19 protein-coding genes are annotated in these 19,789 nt (G+C 42.3%); 11 read left to right on the top strand and 8 right to left on the bottom strand.

The features are described from left to right. Positions 1-6: 6 nt before the first annotated feature. Positions 7-276 (bottom strand): hypothetical protein, encoded by a 270-nt coding sequence (locus tag RRG12_RS34815; RefSeq protein ID WP_420762361.1) that lies wholly within the window; start codon positions 274-276, stop codon positions 7-9. Positions 277-772: 496 nt separating this feature from the next. Here RRG12_RS34815 and RRG12_RS34810 point away from each other — a divergent pair, with 496 nt between their 5' ends. After that, complete coding sequence (locus RRG12_RS34810; RefSeq protein ID WP_069073924.1) at positions 773-1,231, top strand: helix-turn-helix domain-containing protein; 459 nt, start codon at positions 773-775, stop codon at positions 1,229-1,231. 76 nt (positions 1,232-1,307) lie between these two features. Here the strand turns inward: RRG12_RS34810 and gatA are convergent, their stop codons facing one another. Next, positions 1,308-2,768 carry an Asp-tRNA(Asn)/Glu-tRNA(Gln) amidotransferase subunit GatA gene (gene gatA, locus RRG12_RS34805; protein ID WP_420762360.1) on the bottom strand — a complete coding sequence of 487 codons (1,461 nt, stop codon included), beginning with the start codon at positions 2,766-2,768 and terminating at the stop codon, positions 1,308-1,310. A 410-nt stretch (positions 2,769-3,178) separates the two neighbouring features. Here gatA and RRG12_RS34800 point away from each other — a divergent pair, with 410 nt between their 5' ends. Then, positions 3,179-4,531 carry an OB-fold nucleic acid binding domain-containing protein gene (locus tag RRG12_RS34800; RefSeq protein WP_069073922.1) on the top strand — a complete coding sequence of 451 codons (1,353 nt, stop codon included), beginning with the start codon at positions 3,179-3,181 and terminating at the stop codon, positions 4,529-4,531. A 201-nt stretch (positions 4,532-4,732) separates the two neighbouring features. After that, positions 4,733-5,329 carry a hypothetical protein gene (locus tag RRG12_RS34795; RefSeq protein ID WP_069073921.1) on the top strand — a complete coding sequence of 199 codons (597 nt, stop codon included), beginning with the start codon at positions 4,733-4,735 and terminating at the stop codon, positions 5,327-5,329. A 157-nt stretch (positions 5,330-5,486) separates the two neighbouring features. Here RRG12_RS34795 and RRG12_RS34790 read toward each other — a convergent pair whose 3' ends face one another. The 5 genes from RRG12_RS34790 to RRG12_RS34770 form a co-directional block, all read right to left on the bottom strand. Continuing rightward, positions 5,487-6,089, bottom strand: coding sequence for a cytochrome c oxidase subunit 3 (locus tag RRG12_RS34790; protein ID WP_420762359.1), 603 nt, complete (start codon positions 6,087-6,089; stop codon positions 5,487-5,489). Positions 6,090-6,210: 121 nt separating this feature from the next. Next, entirely contained in the window at positions 6,211-7,872 is a 1,662-nt protein-coding gene (gene ctaD, locus RRG12_RS34785; protein ID WP_420762358.1) for a cytochrome c oxidase subunit I, read from the bottom strand. Positions 7,873-7,886: 14 nt separating this feature from the next. Beyond that, the gene (locus tag RRG12_RS34780; protein ID WP_420762363.1) at positions 7,887-8,813 is read right to left on the bottom strand and encodes a cytochrome c oxidase subunit II; all 927 of its coding nucleotides are present in this window, start codon (positions 8,811-8,813) and stop codon (positions 7,887-7,889) included. A gap of 101 nt (positions 8,814-8,914) precedes the next feature. After that, positions 8,915-9,532 (bottom strand): DUF2231 domain-containing protein, encoded by a 618-nt coding sequence (locus RRG12_RS34775; protein ID WP_292737989.1) that lies wholly within the window; start codon positions 9,530-9,532, stop codon positions 8,915-8,917. After that, complete coding sequence (locus RRG12_RS34770; RefSeq protein ID WP_069073916.1) at positions 9,529-10,029, bottom strand: DUF2231 domain-containing protein; 501 nt, start codon at positions 10,027-10,029, stop codon at positions 9,529-9,531. The genes RRG12_RS34775 and RRG12_RS34770 overlap by 4 nt, the downstream gene beginning before the upstream one ends. Between RRG12_RS34770 and RRG12_RS34765 the strand changes: the two genes are divergently transcribed. From RRG12_RS34765 to RRG12_RS34740, 6 genes are all read left to right on the top strand, one after another. Beyond that, on the top strand, positions 10,011-10,151 hold the full coding sequence (locus RRG12_RS34765; RefSeq protein WP_420762357.1) for a hypothetical protein: 141 nt from the start codon (positions 10,011-10,013) through the stop codon (positions 10,149-10,151). The two genes, RRG12_RS34770 and RRG12_RS34765, sit on opposite strands and share 19 nt — an antisense overlap. 866 nt (positions 10,152-11,017) lie before the next feature. Continuing rightward, positions 11,018-12,019, top strand: a complete 1,002-nt coding sequence (locus RRG12_RS34760) for a metal ABC transporter substrate-binding protein (protein ID WP_420762356.1) — start codon at positions 11,018-11,020, stop codon at positions 12,017-12,019. A gap of 150 nt (positions 12,020-12,169) precedes the next feature. Continuing rightward, complete coding sequence (locus tag RRG12_RS34755; RefSeq protein ID WP_420762355.1) at positions 12,170-12,949, top strand: metal ABC transporter ATP-binding protein; 780 nt, start codon at positions 12,170-12,172, stop codon at positions 12,947-12,949. Positions 12,950-12,993: 44 nt separating this feature from the next. Next, entirely contained in the window at positions 12,994-13,857 is an 864-nt protein-coding gene (locus RRG12_RS34750; protein WP_069073914.1) for a metal ABC transporter permease, read from the top strand. A 65-nt stretch (positions 13,858-13,922) separates the two neighbouring features. Next, entirely contained in the window at positions 13,923-14,495 is a 573-nt protein-coding gene (locus RRG12_RS34745) for a chemotaxis protein CheB (protein ID WP_069073913.1), read from the top strand. Between the two features lie 4 nt (positions 14,496-14,499). After that, a complete protein-coding gene (locus tag RRG12_RS34740; RefSeq protein ID WP_420762354.1) occupies positions 14,500-16,626 on the top strand; it encodes a response regulator in 2,127 nt (708 codons plus the stop codon). 37 nt (positions 16,627-16,663) lie between these two features. On the opposite strand, the gene RRG12_RS34735 is transcribed toward RRG12_RS34740, so the two are convergent. Further along, positions 16,664-17,035: a DUF2237 family protein gene (locus RRG12_RS34735; RefSeq protein ID WP_420762353.1), complete on the bottom strand. Its 372-nt coding sequence runs from the start codon at positions 17,033-17,035 to the stop codon at positions 16,664-16,666. A gap of 576 nt (positions 17,036-17,611) precedes the next feature. Between RRG12_RS34735 and psbA the strand changes: the two genes are divergently transcribed. Both psbA and recR read left to right on the top strand, forming a co-directional pair. Further along, on the top strand, positions 17,612-18,694 hold the full coding sequence (psbA, locus tag RRG12_RS34730; RefSeq protein WP_420762352.1) for a photosystem II q(b) protein: 1,083 nt from the start codon (positions 17,612-17,614) through the stop codon (positions 18,692-18,694). 507 nt (positions 18,695-19,201) lie between these two features. Further along, entirely contained in the window at positions 19,202-19,759 is a 558-nt protein-coding gene (gene recR / locus RRG12_RS34725; RefSeq protein ID WP_069073197.1) for a recombination mediator RecR, read from the top strand. The last annotated feature ends 30 nt before the right edge of the window (positions 19,760-19,789 follow it).

The raw sequence follows: 19,789 nt of genomic DNA, 5'->3' as shown, positions 1-19,789 counted from the left end.
CACTAATCAACGAATCGCACCCATCTCTTTAATCAGGTCGTAACCATGACTAGGATGCTCGGATAACAATTCCAGCAGAATGAACTTGATGTCACCCCGACGAGTCCGATATTCATCTCCCCAACCACGACCAAACATTTCATTGCCAAAGTGTTTCTCATGATGTCTACCATGATGTTTGCCATGTTGAAACCAAGACCTGACAAGCAATGAATCATCTTCGTTAACTCCTGCCCATGCAGGTGTTCCAAAGCGTGACCGAAAATGTCTAAACATAAGTGAATCTCAAATCAACTTTCTCTAATATACGATATATCGGAATATATCACGATATATCGGAATAGAATTTTGATGAAGATTTTTGAAGTGTAAAAGAGATTAGGGACTGAAAAGAGGCAAAGGGGTAGGGTGCTGCTCTTGCTGAGGAGAATGACACTAAGAAAAGCCGCAAAAGCTTGTTCTGACTGATTCTCCGCTTCCAGGCTGGGAATCAGTCAGAAAAAGGACTGTATCTTTTACGAGCGAGAGTAGTCCTGGTAAACACTTGTATTAGAAGTTGCAAGTTGCTAATTTTGCCTCAAGATTTTTTGCTTTGTTAAGGTATAAAATAAGGCAAAGTTTATACTTAATACAAAATACCTTAGCATTTTAAAATACAGGATTAACCCACAATCAAAAAATTTTATCCTAAAATCAAATATTCAGTGAATTTACGTATGCGAATTTAAGTCTTCTCAATGAATAGTAGAATTAGCCCATACAGGAGAAGACAGTGACACTCTTAAACGAAGCTCAAATAGAGCAGCTAAAGGAAATAACCACACACTTGCGACAAGTAAGACAAGAAAAATCCATCCGCATAGAAGAAATAGCCGCTCAAACACTAATTAGAGCAGGTGTTTTGCAAGCTTTAGAAGAAGAACGATTTGAAGAATTGCCTGAGCCTATTTTTGTTCAAGGATTCATCCGTCGCTATGGAGATGCTTTAGGACTGGATGGAAATGCTCTATCGTACACCTTTATAAGCAATGTTGTTCGCCAAGACTCCAATAACAATCATAAAAAGTCAGACAGCAAACCAAATACATACATACCTCTTGTTTTTACCTACATTCTATTATTAGTTGCTGCATCTACTGGTCTTTTATATATACTTAACCCACCACAAATTGCATCTGAATCCGTGACTCCAGAAGTAAATGGTCAACAGTCAATAGTCATTAATCAGTGAGTGGGGGAGATGAGGGAGCAGGGGGAAATGAGGGGGAAATAAGCAGTGTCCAATCCCCAATCCCCAATCCCCAATTTCAAGATATTTGCGGTTTACGCAGATGCCAACTAGTAGATTGCTCATAGGCATGAGCAACCTGAAACAGTAGGTCTTCTCGCAGCACGTTGCCAATTAACTGTAATCCTATCGGTAGTCCCTGATCATCAAAACCACATGGCAAACTTAGACTAGGTAAACCAGCAAGATTCACAGGAATAGTCATTAAGTCAGTTAAATACATACTCAAGGGGTCAGTAGTTTTTTCCCCTGCTTTGAATGCTGTAGTGGGGGATGTGGGACAAACTAACACATCAACCGCGCCAAAAGCCTTTTCAAAGTCTTGCTTAATCAAGGTACGGACTTTTTGCGCTTTTAGGTAGTAGGCGTCATAATAGCCAGCGGAGAGGGCATAAGTGCCAATCATAATCCGGCGTTTGACTTCTGTACCAAAACCAGCGGCACGGGTACGAGTGTACATGGATAGCAGATTATCGGCATCAGGAGCGCGGTATCCATATTTAACACCATCGTAACGAGCCAGGTTTGCTGATGCTTCTGATGGGGCAATTATGTAGTAGGTGGGTAAGCCATAGCGGAAACGGGGACAAGAAATTATGTGAATCTCTGCTCCCAAACTTTGTAGTTGATCTACTGCTTTGGTAACAGCTTGTTCTACTACAGCGTCTAAACCTTCACCAAAAGTTTCTTTAATGATACCAATTCTTAGCTGACCTCTGGGTTTGAAGTCTGGTTTTAAGCTAGCAGCGTAGTTAGGAATGGCAACTTTCAGGCTGGTAGAGTCTTTGGGATCGTGACCTGCGATCGCACTTAATAATATTGCCGCATCTTCTACCGTGTTTGCAAATGGCCCAATTTGATCTAAAGAGGAAGCGTAAGCCACCAAACCATAACGGGAAACTAAACCATAAGTTGGTTTCATCCCCACCACACCGCAGAAAGATGCAGGTTGGCGAATCGAACCGCCAGTATCAGAACCGAGAGCAACTACACATTCTTGGGCCGACACCGCAGCCGCAGAACCTCCCGAAGAACCACCTGGAATTCGTGACAAATCCCAAGGATTAGACGTGACTTGGTAGGCAGAGTTTTCTGTAGAACTGCCCATTGCAAACTCATCCAAGTTGGTTTTGCCTACCATTACCGCCCCAGCATCAGCCAGTTTTTGTGTCGCCGTTGATTCATAAGGCGGCACAAAATTTTCTAAAATCCGGGAAGCGCAGGTGGTGGGAACTCCCTTGGTACACATATTGTCCTTGATACCCACAGGAATTCCTGCTAGCAGTCCAATTTCTTCTCCCGCAGCGATTTTGGCATCCACAGCACCCGCTTGCTCTAATGCCCGTTCTGCCGTCACACACAAAAAGCTGTGCAGTTTCGGCTCTAACGCTTGAATGCGATCTAAAGCTTCTTGGGTAATTTCAACGGCAGAACGTTCTTTCTTAACCAGTTGTTGGTGCAACTCGCGGATGGATGCCATGATTGCTCTCTTTATGACTCACTCAAGTCATTGATTCTAGTACATATTGGTCGATATTGGTATTGCTATTGGGCATTGGGCATTGGGCATTGGGCATTGGGCACTGTTTATTTCTCCCTCATCTCCCCCTGCTCCCCTGCTTCTTCCCCCAGGGCAAACCATCTAATACTAAGCGGATTAATATGTATTGAAATGTGTTTAATAAGTTTAAAAAAGTAGCAAATATATGGCTATTAACTGTCTATTGAATAGTTTACCAAAGTTTTGATATATATTTGCTACTTTTGTGTAAGAGTATAGCAGTGTTTTCTAGTGATATAATTTTGTATTACAAGTACTATTAAGAATACATTTTTTACGATTTTATCAATTAATTAATTTCGTAAAACTTTTTTCAGGGGTAGGGTAGGATGATAAAAATAGCTACACGCAAATATTTAGGCAAACAAAATGTCTATGACATTGGGGTTGAGCGTGACCATAATTTTTCGATTAAAAATGGCTTAATAGCTTCCAATTGTTTCAATAAATCCCATTCAACAGCTTATGGTTATGTAACTTATCAAACAGCATATTTAAAAGCTAATTACCCATTGGAATATATGGCGGCGCTGTTAACAGCTAACAGTGGTGATACCGATAAGGTACAGAGATATATTACCAACTGTACAAATATGGGGATTTCCATAGATCCGCCAGATATTAATCGTTCTGGTGTTGATTTTACGCCAACGGCAGGAAAGATTCTGTTTGGATTTTCGGCGGTGCGTAACGTGGGGCAAAATGCGATCGCTTGTATTTTGGAAGCGAGAAATGAGACAGGAGAGTTCAAGACTCTTGCTGATTTTTGCGATCGCGTCGATTTACGTGCTGTTAACCGCCGAACTCTAGAGTCGCTGATTTATTGTGGAGCCTTTGACAAAATTGAACCCAACCGCCAACAGTTAATTAACGACTCAGAATTGGTGTACGATTGGGCACAATCTCGCGCTAAAGATAGAGCCAGTGGTCAAGGTAATCTGTTTGATTTATTGGGCGATGGTTTTTCTTCGACTCAGAATAAAAGAGCAAACAATGCCTTTGAAACTGCTCCTAAATCTAAACCTGTGACGGATTTACCCCCACAGAAAAAGTTACAGATGGAGAAAGAATTATTAGGCTTTTATGTATCAGATCATCCACTGAAATCCTTACGACAAATAGCACCACTTCTGACTCCAATTAACCTTTCACAACTGGGAGAACAAAGGGAAGATACAAGACTTTGTGCAGTTGTCATGTTAAATAACGTCAAAAAAGTGGTGACGAAAAAAGGTGATCAGATGGCAATTTTGCAAATAGAAGACTTAACTACACAATTAGAAGCTGTAGTTTTCCCGAAAACTTATGAACGCATTAGTTCCCTACTCCAAGTTGATACTAGATTAATTATTTGGGGAAAAGTAGATCGACGCGATGAGCAAACTCAATTTATTCTTGAAGATGCAGAACCAGTGGAAACAGTACAAATGGTGATGGTGGAATTAAATCCCCAGCAAGCAGGTAACATGGAAGACTTACATCGCTTGAAAACAATTTTGCAAGAACATTCAGTAGACAAAGAAAAGGCAAAAATGCCAGTGATTGGAATTATCCAAACTGAAACTTCTCGTAAACTTGTTCGCTTGGGTTGGCAATTTTGCGTACAAGATTCTAGAATAACCGTTCAAGCTTTGCAAAATGCTAGTTTTCCTGCTCATATAAAATCGCTGACTGGTAGCTGACACCAGAAGTGAAAAATCCACCAATACTGAAAAGCAGCTTAAAAATTCGTTGATTGAACTGTCAACAGTAAATCGCCTTAAGTATTCAGGATTTTAATCGTTTTTTTAGTTACTTATGCTGATGATAATTTCCTTGAGGGAGTGGTATCTTTTTATGCTAAGACCCTTAAGGCTGCGACCGGGGGAAGGAGTTAGAACTTGATGATTGTAAACGAGCTACATAGATTTGTTTCATACTGTAAAAAAATTCAACCCCAAACTCACGAGGACATTCAAAAATTTTTTGAAGGAGTGATATTGTTTCCTTATGATAAGGAACTTCTATTACAAGCTTATTTATTTCTGAATATTAAAGAATTGTTTCCCTCGTGCGCTGAATTGCTGTTATTTGAAAAGTCTCCAATTTCAGATTATACAGATTTAGGAAAGTGTGATTTTGTCTTCTTGACCTTTAAAGGTAGTCTGTTTTTAATTGAAACTAAGTTTATTGATACAGAAGCAACTGGAGCGACAGAACGGAAAAGAAGAAATAAACATAGAAACAAGGTGTTTGAGCAAGTTATTACTCTAAAAGGTAGATTTAGCGAATATTGGAATATGAGGCTAGATCAATTAGAGTGCGGGGTTTTCACAACAGATCCAGAAGTTGCTTGGCGAGGAAATGGTGTGAATGTCATATCTAAATCAATATCTATAGATAAACTTGAACAATGGCGCAGAAGTTATCACAGTAGTGAAAAGTTTTTATCTCATCAAGATGGATCAAAGTTTGAGGAGAAGGTTAATTTGAAAAGTTGAGCCAAGACCCAAATATACTTCTTAGAGTGAATGGTGTATGGGGCATAAGTTCAATTCGCAATGACGCTCGCGGACTCGCTACCGCTACGCTAACGCAATTAACAATGCCCCATACACCAACCCAGAGAAATCATCTGGGTTTTCCTTCCATCAATCTTTACTGCCAAACATAGATAAGGACAAACAAAATAATCCAGATAACATCGACGAAGTGCCAGAACAACGAGGTTGCATTGACGCCGAAGTGACCTGTATCGTAATTGCCAGGGATGAAAGAACGGATCAAAATTATTAACTGCAACAGGATACCAGTGAAAACGTGCAAACCGTGGAAGCCTGTAAGTAGATAAAACGTTCCACCAAATACCCCGGAAGTGAAACCAAAGGCGAGGCCGTTCCATTCAATCGCCTGTCCAACTAAAAAGTAAGTTCCCATCGCCATTGTTGCCAAGAGAAACAGGCGGAATTTTACTAAGTCGTGGCGTTGAAGGGCGCGTTCTGCTAAGTAAATTACAAAGCTACTAGCAACCAGAATTACTGTGTTGATTGTCGGTTCTTTTATTTCTAGTCCAGAAACACCAGCTGGTAGCCAGTTAGGGGTTGTTGTTTTGTAGATGGCATATCCGGCGAAAAAACTCAAGAAAATGACGCTTTCTGAGAGGAGGAAGACGATGAAGCCAAACATTTTGTTGCCTTCTTCGTCGTGGGTATGTTCTGCGGCTGTGTGGTGCAATTCTTCGGAATTGATATAGCTGTCCATTTTGCTTTTTGAGGGGGGAATTTGAAACGCATAGGCTTTGCCTTCCCGCAGGGTAGGAACGCAAAGGGAAGCGCGGAGGTAGGTACGCGGAGGGTTTTTGCGTCTTCCCGATGGTTGGCCTTTATTCTGGGAGGTTGGCTGTCAAGCGTTCTGATTTACCGTAGCCGTAGGGTTCGGAGATGATGATGGGAGTTTCTTCAAAGTTTTCTACTGGGGGGGGTGAAGAAACTAACCACTCTAGTCCGATTGCTCGCCAAGGATTAGCGGGTGCTTTCTCGCCTTGCATCCAAGAAATCACCATGTTGAATATGAAGGGCAAGGTGGACATTCCTAAGAGAAATCCGCCGAGGCTAGCGATGATGTTCCAGAATTGATACTCAGGGGCGTAAGAAGCAACTCGGCGTAACATTCCTTGCAATCCCAAGGGGTGCATGGGCAAAAAGTTGAGGTTGGTGCCGATGAAGGCTAACCAAAAGTGGATTTTACCCCAGCTTTCGGAGTACATCCTTCCGGTCATTTTAGGGAACCAGTGATAAATGGCTGCAAATAAGCCCATCGTCACAGTGCCGTAGAGGACGTAGTGGAAGTGTCCGACTACAAAGTAGGTATTGTTAACGTGGACATCGACTGGCACGGAGGAAAGCATGATGCCTGTGATTCCGGCGAAGACAAACATGACTAATGCACCCAAAGCAAACAGCATGGCGGTATTTAGCCGCATTTTACCGCCCCAAATAGTTGCTACCCAAGCAAATACTTTAATTCCTGTGGGGACAGATACAAACATCGTTGTCATCATGAAAATCAACCGCATCCAGCCAGGAGTACCACTGACGTACATGTGGTGTACCCAAACGATACCGCTGACTACTGCAATCAACATTGATGAAACAGCAACTACTTTGTAACCAAATAGGGGTTTACGTGAATAAACTGGGAAGATTTCTGAGAAAATGCCGAAGATGGGCAAAATAATCACGTAAACGGCGGGGTGGGAGTAGAACCAGAAGTAATGCTGGAACATCACTGGATTCCCACCCTTGGCGGGGTCAAAAAAGGCAGTGCCAGCAGTGAGATCAAGTAGCAGCATCACTGCGCCTGCTGTCAGTGCAGGTAGTCCAAAAAGTTGGATAATCTGGGCGCTAAATATTGCCCAGACAAACAAGGGCATTTTGAAAAAGCCCATTCCTGGGGCCCGCATCTTCACAATTGTGGTGACAAAGTTAACTGCCCCCATAATTGAAGATACGCCAGATATTGCAACCGCTAGCAACCAGATAACTTGACCATTAATTAAGTTACCTGTGGGATTCTGGAGACTGACTGGCGGGTAAGACCACCAGCCGGCTTGGGCTGGGCCTCCAGGGACGAAGAAGCTACCCATCATCAAAATCCCAACTACTGGTACCATCCAAAAGGCGACGGCATTCAGGCGGGGAAATGCCATATCTCGCGCCCCAATCATTAGGGGTACTAGATAGTTAGCAAAACCAACTAGTGAGGGAAATGTCCACAAGAACAGCATCACAGTGCCGTGCATGGTGAACATCCCGTTATAGACGGTGCGATCGACTAAATCTGATTCGGGTGTCATCAGTTCTCCCCGCATCACCATCGCAAAGATACCGCCGACGAGAAAGAAGAAAAATGAGGTAACGAGATACTGGATACCAATAACTTTATGGTCAGTACTAAAGCTGAAGTATTCTTTCCAGCTACTCGGAGATTCGTGGTTAGGCTTCTCATCAGGGAGAAGGATACCTTCAATAGGAACATTAGTCATGGGTTACTTTCCTTTCAACCAGGTGAATTGACTAGAGGAGGTGCAGCAGGTGGAACTGTAACCCAACCAGTTTGGACTGATTGATGGGATGTTTGGGCATACTCAGAAGCCGCTTGATTATTTGCTATGGATGGCTTTTGGGTTGCAGCTTGTGCCAGCCATTGCTGATAATCTTCAGGAGATTCGACGATGACATTCGCTTGCATCGTCGCAAAGTATGTACCGCTATATTGAGAATCGGTCAATCGGTATTGTCCGGGGCGGATGGGAGTAAATTCAAAGTCGATCGCATGGTTGGGAATAATATCCTGCTTGAGGCGGAACGCAGGAATATAGAAGCCGTGCAAAACATCCTGTGATTTCAGCGCTAAACGTATCCGGCGATCGCTAGGTAAATGCAATTCGGTACTGGTAATATCTCTTTCGGGATAGTGAAACACCCACGCCCACTGTTTAGCTAATACGTCGATTTTTTCTACAGGTTCCGCTAAAGCGTTAGCTGGTGCATCTTTTGGTTCTGCATAAGCCGATTCCATTCTCAACGGATTATGCAGGTGAACTATTTCCGATGGGCCTTGAATTCCCATTTGTTCATAAACTTGATAGCTGTAACCCGCAATCCACAACACTAACAGAATTGGGATTGCTGTCCAAACAACTTCTAAGGTGATATTACCTTCAATTGGGGGGCCATCAGTGAAGTCATCTTTGACTGCCCGATGGAATATCACAGAATACATCAGAGTACTTGTGACTCCCAAGAAGATGAATGCACCGAGGGTTACTAAGAAGCTAATCAAATCATCAATTAGTACGGATTCGGCCGCTGCTTGGGGAGGAAGCCAGGAGTAAGACTGCTTGCCGATCCAGAGACTAGTAACAGTGATTGCGATCGCGCCTGTAAGCAGCGTCAAAATATTTAAAATCTTCTGGATTTTCATGGTCATTAGTCATTGGTTATTGGGCATTGGGAATTGGGCATGGGGCATTGGGTATTAGTCAAAGGACACATGACAAAGGACAAAGGACAATTGACAAATAACTATTTGAGTGTTGTGTTGAGGTCTTGGTGCGATCGCAGCAAATTATCTGCTGTATTGTGTACGCCAAATTCGGCGGCGAGTTGCGCTCCTAGTGTGCCGTGGATGTACAGAATGAACATGATTGCTATGCCTGCGAACAGATAGATCCATTGCACTTCTCTATCTGTCTGTTTATATTCTTGTTTGCCCCAAACGAAGCGCTGCCATGCTCTCCAGATGGTCATGCCAACAATCAGCGCTAATAAGAATACACCTCCTACACCATGCCAAAGCATAGTTTCCATTGCCTGCAATCCCCAGGCACTCTTCATATCAGCTGGTGGTGCTGCCAATAACATTTCGTAAAAGCCTGCTCCCACTGTGAAAAATGTAATGATGCTGGCAGCTAACATGTTGTACCAACCAACAGCAAATAAGTTGTCACGTTCAACAGTAATTGCCAAAAATTTGAAGACCCATTTTTCAAAGGGGAACAGAACACCAACAATATCAAAGGTCATCGCAATGATGAACAAACCTATTGTCAGATGGACTAAGTTGGGATGAATGGGAATTGTGTAAGGTAATCCGTTTGGGCCTAGAGAGTCGGTTAATTGGTTAATCAATTCTGAGTTCATCGCAACAGACCATCCTTTACTGCTTCCACAACTGGTACGGTATGCAATCCATAGACCCAAACAAGTTCATCGCCGAGATATACTTGTAAGCCAACTATTAGGGTTAAAACTAGTCCGGCTCCCAAATAATAAATCGGTACTTTTTGCGGGTTACGGGCACGAATTACATAGCGCCAAGCTGTAATCGCTGTGATAATTCCTGAAAGCGACCAACCAATTAGCGTATGTAAATTCAGCACCGATTTAGCTAGGCTGTAAGGCTGTGCTAACCCTGCTTCAAACTGACCAAAAATAATTGCAACGAAGATTGCGATCGTGGCAACTAACATATTCCACCAACTCACCTCAAAAAGACCGGATTTACCAGTAAAATAGCCAATTACATCACAGACAAAGGAAAACAACACCATCGCAATTACGAAGTGGACAACGATGGGATGAATCGTATCTGGATAGGGCAAATTGTGGTCGTTCAAGGATGTCAAATACTCAATCATCGTCTTCTCCTGGAAATATCTACCGCACTTTGGTCAATAAATTTTTGATTTTGGATTGGCGATCGCGCAGTCTTAGTGAGCGTCTTTTAGATTTATTCCGTCCCAGACGAGATATAAACTAGAAGACCCTAATCAAAAATCTCAAATCGCTAGTCAAACTTCAATAATTGATGGACACTCACTAACATCACCACAAGTATCCATCCATAATTGACCGAATTCTGTTCAATATCTGCGCTGTTCAATACGCTTAATCATGTCTTAGCTTTTTGTAGTCAAATCTAGTTAAATTGCCTACATAGAATAATTTTGGTTTTGATTCATTTCCTTATGCCAATAGTCTGCAACAGCAATTCTTGATGGAGCTAAATCAAATCGCTGTCCTTTGTTGATTTGCTTAACCTATCCTTTAGCTTAAGTAAATTTTTATGAATTGTCAAAACAATAAATATTAAACTTTTAAAGGTTAGTAATTTGACAAAAAAATATTTTAATAATGTATTTATTTTTGCATTTTTTTAATATATAAAAAAACTCTAGATACGATGTTTGTCTGTAAGATATTTCACAATCATCAAATATTTGTTTGTAATACAAATAACAAAAATGTTTGAACCACTCAAAAAGCCCCTTAAAATTAAAAAAGGAAGGAATCAAGCTACAAAAGTGTCGAATCCAGGTTAAGTCAGAAGCCAGTGATACAGTTATTGCAATAGGTTCGCTTTTTTCCTCTGATATTATCTAACAGAATTCAGGAGTCAAGAGCGGAGCCGGAGACGCTCCGCCTCCGGTCAGAATGGGCTAAACCTTAGCTATCCGCTAACAGCAATGTTTTCTTTATGACTGGCGGACTCACGGACTCGCTAACGTCTTTATTCTGACTCCTGAATTCTGACTTCTGAATTCTTCTTCATTTTCATAATTCTTTCATTTTTATCTTCCTTCTGCTAAAGTGAGACAAAAGTGAGAAGATTATGAAATTACTATAATGAGATTTAATATCAGTAACTTTCAGATGCAACTACCGCAGTATGGACAAAAATTGGCTGTAGTGTCTGGGCTGCTATTGGGGCTATGTTTGGGTGGGTGTAGTCCGTCAAGCTCCAATTCTCAACCACAGTTAAGTCCAAACCCAGGTACAACTACCACCAGTAATTTAGAAAAAAAAGATAAAAAAGTAGTTCTTACCACCTTTACAGTCATCGCAGATATGGCACAAAACGTGGCGGGAGACAAGGCGATTGTCGAATCTATCACCAAACCAGGGGCGGAAATTCATGGTTACGAACCAACTCCTAGCGATTTGGTGAGGGCGCAAAAAGCAGACCTAATTTTAAATAATGGTCTGGATTTAGAGCGTTGGGCACAAAAATTGTATAACAGCGTCCCTAATGTGCCTCACGTTACTCTAACTGAGGGGATTAAACCTGTAGAAATTACGGAGGATGCCTACAGAGGAAAACCTAATCCCCATGCTTGGATGTCACCACAAAATGCCTTGATATACGTAGAAAATATTCGCAAGGCATTAGTTGATTTGGACTCAGCGAATGCAGAGACTTATAATACCAATGCCAAAGCATACAGCGAAAAAATTAAGGAAGTCGATGAGAGACTGCGAAAAGCCGTGTCGGTAGTTCCAGCAGACAAGCGCTACATGGTAAGCTGTGAAGGCGCATTTTCATACGTTACCCGCGATTATGGCTTGAAAGAAGTTTATCTCTGGGCGGTCAACTCTGAACAGCAAGCTACTCCCAAACAGCTAGAAAAAGTCATTGAGACAGTTAAGAACAATAAAATACCTGTAGTTTTCTGTGAAAGTACGGTAAATGACGGAGCGCAGCGTCAGGTAGCTAAAGAATCGGGAGCAAGGTTTGGTGGAGTTTTTTACGTTGATTCCCTGTCTCCATCTGATGGACTAGCACCGACTTATCTAAAGTTGCTAGAACTTAATATTACTACTCTAACTCAGGGGTTAGAGGAAAAGTGAGCAAGTATGCAAGAATAAATCTAACTATTGAAAATTTATTTTCAGTAAGAACTTTAGTCCTGTTTTGTTCTCTGCAAAACATTACATATTTGCCAAAAGGACTTGAGTAGCTCACTAAAAAATACTGATTAATTCTAGAGGTAATTTTTAATGAAATCTATTTCGATTGATGTCGAAAATCTGACGGTTGCTTACCACGGCAAAGTTGCTTTACATGGTGCTTCTTTGCAAATCCAAGCAGGTTCAATAAGTGGTTTAGTGGGGATGAATGGTAGCGGTAAATCAACATTGTTTAAGGCGATTATGGGGTTTTTGAAGCCAGTCACGGGGCGGGTTTTGATTAATGGCTTACCGATAAAAAGTGTACAGAAAAAAAGCTTAGTCGCTTATGTACCACAGTCAGAAGAAGTGGACTGGAATTTTCCAGTAAGTGTCCATGATGTGGTGATGATGGGACGCTATGGATACATGAATATACTGCGAATTCCGTCGGCGAAAGATCGAAGTGTCGTGAGGGAGAGTTTAGAGAGGGTGGAAATGTGGTCAATGCGCGATCGCCAAATTGGAGAACTATCTGGTGGACAGAGAAAACGTGCCTTTCTCGCCCGTGCTTTGGCACAACAGGGAACAGTTTTACTATTAGATGAACCTTTCACTGGAGTCGATATCAAAACAGAAAAAGCGATGATTGACTTATTGCTGGAATTGCGAAAAGAAGGTCATACAATTTTGATTTCTACTCATGATTTAGCTTCTATCACAACTTTCTGTGACCAAGTAGTACTCATAAATCGTACTATTTTAGCTTATGGCGATACATCCGAAGTTTTCACAGAAGAAAATCTCTCACGAACTTTTGGCGGTTCCCTTGCAGATTTATCCCTCAGCAAAAGCAAAATAATCCGTGGTAATCAAAATGAATTCGATTAATTTAAATTTGTAATTGATATTCCTGATATTATTTTTTAAAAAATATGAATACTCTCGCATTCTTAGACTGGTTAACTGCACCCCTACAGTATGAATTCATGGTGAAGGCAATTTGTGTAAGTGCCTTAGTTGGGGTGGTATGTTCTGTTTTATCTTGTTTTATGACCCTTAAAGGTTGGGCATTGATGGGAGATGCTGTTTCTCACGCAGTAATGCCTGGGGTAGTAATTGCTTATGTTTTAAATATTCCTTTCGCCGTGGGTGCTTTTGTCTTTGGAGTAGGTTCAGTTATTGCCATTGGTTATATTAAAGCGAAGACGAGAATTAAGGAAGATACTGTCATCGGACTTGTATTTACAGGATTTTTTGCTCTTGGTTTGGTGCTAGTTTCCAAAACTCCAAGCAGCGTAGACTTGACGCACATTTTATTTGGGAATGTCTTGGGTATTTCTAATGAAGATATTATCCAAACGGTAATTATTAGTGTAATCACTTTAGTAACAATCGCTATTTTACGCAAAGACTTACTATTATTTTGCTTTGATCCTACTCATGCACGTTCCATCGGCTTGAACACAGGAGCGCTTCACTATATTTTACTATCATTACTTTCACTAACTGCTGTCGCCGGACTCCAAACAGTGGGAATTATTCTGGTTGTAGCTATGTTAGTTACTCCGGGAGCAACGGCTTATTTATTAACAGACCGTTTCGACCACATGATACTAATTGCAATGGCATCTGGAGTATTTTCTAGTGTTATGGGGACTTACATCAGCTATCATATCGATGGTGCAACTGGGGGTTGCATTGTGGTGTTGCAAACCTTGTTGTTTGTCATAGCAATGATTTTTGCACCTAAACATGGGTTACTGGTAAGGGCAAAGAAGCAAGAAAACACTGACTGAATTCAGTATGAATGAGCCTTTGCTATTTCCGTAACTCACATTATGTAGGTGTGAGGGCTAAACAAGTGTCGTTTAAAATTGTGGTAATTGGTACTTCCTTAGGCGGATTATCTGCATTGAAAATCATTCTGGGGAATTTACCAGCGGACTTCCCTGTGCCGATCGCGATCGTGCAGCACCGTCACAAAGAGTCTGGTAATACACTTCAGGAGTTATTACAAGAATCCACTTTGTTGAAAATTCGAGAAGTGGAAGACAAGGACGAAATACTACCAGGATATATTTACATAGCTCCAGCAGATTATCACTTACTGGTTGAACCAGGTCACTTTGCCCTTTCAACTGATGAGCCTGTTTCTTATGCCAGGCCATCTATTGATGTGCTGTTTGAGTCGGCAGCTGATGTCTACACTGAGCAAGTTATTGGTGTAATCTTGACAGGAGCAAATCAAGATGGTATGCAAGGTCTTAAGAAAATAAAAGCGCGGGGAGGAACTACTATTGTACAGGAACCTGCCACAGCAGAGAGCGACATCATGCCAGAAGCAGCAATTTCTACTGTTGCAGTAGACTGGATTTTGACACTCTCAAACATTGCTTCCCAGATGGTCAAGCTTTGTCACTTATCACAGAAATAAACCGATGCAGATGGAACCCAAAGTCAACATCCTCCTAGTAGATGATAAGTTAGAAAATTTGCTGGCACTAGAAGCAATCCTAGAAAAACTAGGGGAGAATCTCGTGAGAGCGACTTCTGGGGAAGAAGCTTTGAGATGTCTGCTGCATCAAGATTTTGCAGTGATTTTGCTGGATGTGCAAATGCCTGGGATGGATGGCTTTGAAACTGCTACCTTAATTCGCAATCGGGGGCGATCGCGTCACACTCCAATTATCTTTCTCACCGCCTTTAGCACCAGTGACCAAATGCTGTTTAAAGGTTATGCTTTGGGTGCAGTTGATTATTTGCTCAAACCACTAGACCCCAATATCCTGACTTCTAAAGTCATAGTATTCGTAGAACTATTTAAGAAAACAGAAGCCGTCAAGCAACAAGCAGCGCAGCTAGTAGCTGTGAATACAGAACTCAGGCAAAGTGAAGAACGATTCCGATCGCTAAGTACCTGCTCACCCGTTGGCATTTTTGAAATTGATACTGAAGGCGGCTGTAAGTATACTAATCCTCGCTATCAGGCAATTTGTGGTTTGAAAGCAGCAGAGAGTTTAGAAAAAATATGGCTGGAATCTGTTCATCCAGAAGACAAAGAACGAGCCGTTGCTAGTTGGTCTGCCTACATTCGTGAAGGTCGAGACTACTCAGAAGAGTTTCGCTTTCAAACTGCTCATGGTAGCGATCGTTGGGTTCAGGTTCGGTCATCACCGATGCTTTCCGGTCAAGGGGAATTGCTGGGATACGTGGGCACCCTTGAAGATATTACGGAACGCAAGCAAGCAGAAGAAGTCCGCGCTCAAGTAATTCGAGAACAGACAGCAAGACAAGAAGCAGAAGCCGCAAATCGGATGAAAGATGAGTTTCTTGCTGTTCTCTCCCACGAACTCCGCACACCTCTAACCTCGATGCTGGGCTGGTCAAAAATCCTCCGCGCCAAGAAACTTGACGAAAAAGCCACTTCCCGCGCCTTGGAGGCGATCGAACGCAACGCTATATCTCAGATGCAACTAATTGAGGATATCTTGGATGTATCCCGGATTATCCGGGGTCAGTTGCGGTTAAATGTATCTGCGGTGAATCTGATCTCAGTGATGGAAGCAGCATTAGAAGCAGTGCGCCCCCTCGCAGAACCAAAAGATATTAAGTTAAATACTGTCCTGGATACTTCGATAGGGTCAGTTTATGGCGATCCAGCCCGTTTACAGCAAGTTGTCTGGAATTTACTAACTAATGCCATTAAGTTTACGCCTAAAGGTGGTAGGGTCGAAGTCAGGCTATCAAAATATTTGGGATTTTCGATTTCAGATTTGGAATTGGGATCTGATGATGAAAATTTAAACTCTTTAGACACTGATAAAAACAGTAATCTGCAATCCAAAATTCAAAATTCAAAATCCCAGTACGCCCAAATTCAAGTTATTGATACGGGTATTGGTATCAGCTCCGAGTTTTTACCTAAAGTATTTGAGCGTTTTCGGCAGGCAGATAGTACCACAACGCGATCGCACAATGGATTAGGATTAGGGCTAGCGATCGTCCGTCATCTAGTAGAACTGCACAAGGGGGCAATATTTGCCCAGAGTTTAGGCACTGGACAAGGAGCAACTTTTACTGTCAGACTACCACTGCTACAAGACAATAGGGGTAATAGGGCGAGTAGAGAAGCCACAGGAGAAATTTCTTCTGTGGCTTCTACGCCCCTTGCTGGATTAAGAGTTTTAGTTGTAGATGATGAAACAGATACCCGTAACTTTCTCAGTTTCATGTTTGAGGAGTATGGGGCTTTTGCCACTGCGGTAGGATCAGTTGATGAAGCGTTAGCAGTACTTGAACAAGCAAAACCAGATATCCTGATTAGCGACATCGGTATGTCAGAGCAAGATGGCTATACACTAATTCGGAAGCTGCGCTCTTTAGAACCAGAAAAAGGCGGACATATCCCCGCGATCGCTTTAACAGCATACACGCGAGAGGAAGACCGTTTAAAAGCTCTTTCAGCAGGGTTTCAGCAGCATTTATCTAAGCCAATTGACCCCACTAAATTAATTGCTGTGGTTGCCAATGTATTAGAACTACCTCTGGAAGTTCCAGTGAGTTGATTAGTCATTGGTCATTTGTCATTAGCTTAATGCCCAATCAAGACGAAGTTAGGGCGTGTTTTTTCAATTCGTCTAAGGAAACCACTTCCAAAGCTCTAGCATGGGTTGCTGAAAGTATGACAGGTGGAGCAACGCCAGCTTCAAGAGCTTGTTGCCAGCGAGAAGCACACAAACACCAGCGATCGCCAGGCTTTAATCCAGGAAAATTAAAATCAGGAACAGCTGTACTGAGGTCGTTCCCACGTGATTTGGTGAACTCCAGGAATTCTGATGTCACTTGGGCACATACGACATGCGATCCGAAATCCTGACCACCTGTACGACAAAAGCCGTCGCGGTAAAACCCAGTCACGGGAGAAGTACAGCAAACCTCTAGGTTTCCATCGATTACGTTTTTAGCGTCTGTCATCGTTAATTGGTTGTACTTGATTTTTCTGCTTGATATAAGCTTATATTTATTGTTAATTTCCTGGTTGAATTAAAATTTCTATCTCTCAATAATCCCGAAAAGCAGGGAATTATAGAATCACTTAAATCAAAATCGCTAAAAAACCTCTCAGCAGAATATCTAAGAGCGATCACTCTCAAAGGGACTGAGTTTTCCCCTTACCGAGTATTTAAATAAAAACCCCTGGCTAACTACCAGAGGTAATGCAAGTCAGTACTTTTCGCATGGAATGTATCCTACTCGAATACCATAGCAACCTTCTAATTTACAGATATGCCATTCTGCCAAACAAAAAAGCCCCCAGTGGTAAGCTGAGGGTTAATTTTTTCTAGAATAGCGGTAATATACAAAGCTATTATTCCCAGTTGAATAGGCAAATAATACTTGTAACCCTTTTAAATAAGCAAAACTAATCACTCGCATCAGGTTTACTGAAGTAATAAAAGTTGATTAAAAATTGTAAAGCAGTGTAAAGTGGTTTCACAGGCAAAGACGAAACCGCCTGATTCATAAATAACTAACCGCACTTATAAAACAATGACAACAACCTTACAACGTCGCGAAAGCGCCAATGTATGGGATACATTCTGCGAATGGATCACCAGCACCAACAACCGGATTTACATCGGTTGGTTCGGCGTAGTAATGATCCCAACCTTGCTAGCCGCTACCGCTTGCTTCGTAATCGCCTTCATCGCCGCTCCTCCCGTTGACATCGATGGTATCCGTGAACCAGTAGCAGGTTCCTTAATCTACGGAAACAACATCATCTCCGGTGCAGTAGTACCTTCCTCCAACGCCATCGGCTTGCACTTCTACCCAATTTGGGAAGCAGCTTCCTTAGATGAGTGGTTGTACAACGGCGGCCCTTACCAACTAGTAGTTTTCCACTTCCTGATTGGCGTATTCTGCTACATGGGTCGTGAATGGGAACTATCCTACCGCTTAGGAATGCGTCCTTGGATTGCGATCGCATACAGTGCTCCAGTTGCAGCAGCAACCGCAGTATTCTTGGTATATCCAATCGGACAAGGTTCATTCTCTGATGGTATGCCCTTGGGTATCTCAGGAACATTCAACTTCATGATCGTGTTCCAAGCAGAACACAACATCTTGATGCACCCCTTCCACCAACTAGGTGTAGCTGGTGTATTCGGCGGAAGCTTGTTCTCTGCAATGCACGGTTCTTTGGTTACATCTTCCTTGGTTCGTGAAACAACTGAGACTGAATCACAAAACTACGGTTACAAATTCGGTCAAGAAGAAGAAACCTACAACATCGTTGCAGCCCACGGCTACTTCGGTCGTCTAATCTTCCAATACGCTTCTTTCAACAACAGCCGTTCACTGCACTTCTTCTTAGCAGCATGGCCTGTAATCGGTATCTGGTTCACCGCCTTGGGTGTAAGCACAATGGCGTTCAACTTGAACGGTTTCAACTTCAACCAATCAATCATTGACTCTGAAGGTCGTGTGATTGCAACTTGGGCAGATGTAATCAACCGCGCTAACTTGGGTATGGAAGTAATGCACGAGCGTAACGCTCACAACTTCCCTCTAGATTTGGCTGCTGGCGATTCTGCTCCTGTAGCTCTTACCGCTCCTGCTATCAACGGTTAATCATAAGCTTGAGGCGCTATTCATAGCGTCTCTACAATTTAAAAAAGCGTCCTCTGGTAACAGGGGGCGCTTTTTTATTTGAATCTATATAACCTAAATTAAGGTTCTTGTCAGCTTATAGTACAAAATTGTGGGTTTTCGAGACGCGATAAATCGCCGTCAAGACAAGTCTTTTGGTCTTATCTGAACTGTATTGGATGGAGTCTGCTTGACTTCTGTTGAAGAGAGCAGAAGGTTTTGTTCAGAAGGGGATTCAGACCCCTCCTGAACAAGAGCCACCAAATTGAAAATTTGGTGGGGGTCTTAAACCGCAAGTTCGCCTCTGGTCACGGGCAGAGGACAGGATTCAGAATTCCCTTCTGCCTCCTGCCTCCTGCCCTCTGCCTTTCCTGATAAATAAAATGACCAATCCAAAATTCTGTAAGAATGTCATCATAGTTAAGGTAAAAACATTCTGGAGACAAGACAACGGTTTACGCACGCCCTTTAGCACGGTTAATTGAGCAATTGCAACGCCTACCGGGAGTTGGCCCTAAATCTGCCCAACGACTGGCTTTGCATATTTTGAAGCGACCAGAAGCAGAAGTAGAAGCTTTGGCACAAGCTTTAATTGAGGCAAAAAAACAGATTGGTTTGTGTTCTGTTTGCTTTCACTTATCTGCTGAACCTGTTTGTGAAATTTGCCGCAATGCCAACCGTGACAACAATACTATCTGTGTTGTAGCAGATCCTCGCGATGTGATTGCGCTGGAAAAAACCCGTGAATACAAAGGCAAGTATCACGTTTTGGGTGGAGTGATTTCGCCAATAGATGGAATTGGGCCAGAACAATTGACTATCCTGGCTTTGCAGCGCCGGGTAAATCAGCAAAAACCTCAAGAAGTAATTCTTGCAATTAGTCCGAGTGTGGAAGGGGAGACAACAACACTATATATTGGTCAGTTATTGAAACCATTTACCAAGGTGACGCGGATTGCTTTTGGTTTACCTGTGGGTGGCGATTTGGAGTATGCAGATGAGGTGACTTTGGCGAGGGCGTTGGAAGGACGTCGGGAATTGGATTAGGTTTGAGTTAAACTTTGGATTATAGAAAAT

Source organism: Nostoc sp. CALU 546 (genome assembly GCF_048836525.1).
Note: the sequence above shows the minus strand (reverse complement) of the source record. Positions and strands in the feature narration are given on the sequence as shown.

What these genes read in the sequence shown, in the direction of transcription:
- RRG12_RS34815 (WP_420762361.1), bottom strand. Translation starts at nt 276, where the DNA reads ATGTTTAGACATTTTCGGTCACGCTTTGGAACACCTGCATGGGCAGGA.
- gatA (WP_420762360.1), bottom strand. Translation starts at nt 2,768, where the DNA reads ATGGCATCCATCCGCGAGTTGCACCAACAACTGGTTAAGAAAGAACGT.
- RRG12_RS34800 (WP_069073922.1), top strand. Translation starts at nt 3,179, where the DNA reads ATGATAAAAATAGCTACACGCAAATATTTAGGCAAACAAAATGTCTAT.
- RRG12_RS34795 (WP_069073921.1), top strand. Translation starts at nt 4,733, where the DNA reads ATGATTGTAAACGAGCTACATAGATTTGTTTCATACTGTAAAAAAATT.
- RRG12_RS34790 (WP_420762359.1), bottom strand. Translation starts at nt 6,089, where the DNA reads ATGGACAGCTATATCAATTCCGAAGAATTGCACCACACAGCCGCAGAA.
- ctaD (WP_420762358.1), bottom strand. Translation starts at nt 7,872, where the DNA reads ATGACTAATGTTCCTATTGAAGGTATCCTTCTCCCTGATGAGAAGCCT.
- RRG12_RS34780 (WP_420762363.1), bottom strand. Translation starts at nt 8,813, where the DNA reads ATGAAAATCCAGAAGATTTTAAATATTTTGACGCTGCTTACAGGCGCG.
- RRG12_RS34775 (WP_292737989.1), bottom strand. Translation starts at nt 9,532, where the DNA reads ATGAACTCAGAATTGATTAACCAATTAACCGACTCTCTAGGCCCAAAC.
- RRG12_RS34765 (WP_420762357.1), top strand. Translation starts at nt 10,011, where the DNA reads ATGTCAAATACTCAATCATCGTCTTCTCCTGGAAATATCTACCGCACT.
- RRG12_RS34770 (WP_069073916.1), bottom strand. Translation starts at nt 10,029, where the DNA reads ATGATTGAGTATTTGACATCCTTGAACGACCACAATTTGCCCTATCCA.
- RRG12_RS34760 (WP_420762356.1), top strand. Translation starts at nt 11,018, where the DNA reads ATGAGATTTAATATCAGTAACTTTCAGATGCAACTACCGCAGTATGGA.
- RRG12_RS34755 (WP_420762355.1), top strand. Translation starts at nt 12,170, where the DNA reads ATGAAATCTATTTCGATTGATGTCGAAAATCTGACGGTTGCTTACCAC.
- RRG12_RS34750 (WP_069073914.1), top strand. Translation starts at nt 12,994, where the DNA reads ATGAATACTCTCGCATTCTTAGACTGGTTAACTGCACCCCTACAGTAT.
- RRG12_RS34740 (WP_420762354.1), top strand. Translation starts at nt 14,500, where the DNA reads ATGCAGATGGAACCCAAAGTCAACATCCTCCTAGTAGATGATAAGTTA.
- RRG12_RS34735 (WP_420762353.1), bottom strand. Translation starts at nt 17,035, where the DNA reads ATGACAGACGCTAAAAACGTAATCGATGGAAACCTAGAGGTTTGCTGT.
- psbA (WP_420762352.1), top strand. Translation starts at nt 17,612, where the DNA reads ATGACAACAACCTTACAACGTCGCGAAAGCGCCAATGTATGGGATACA.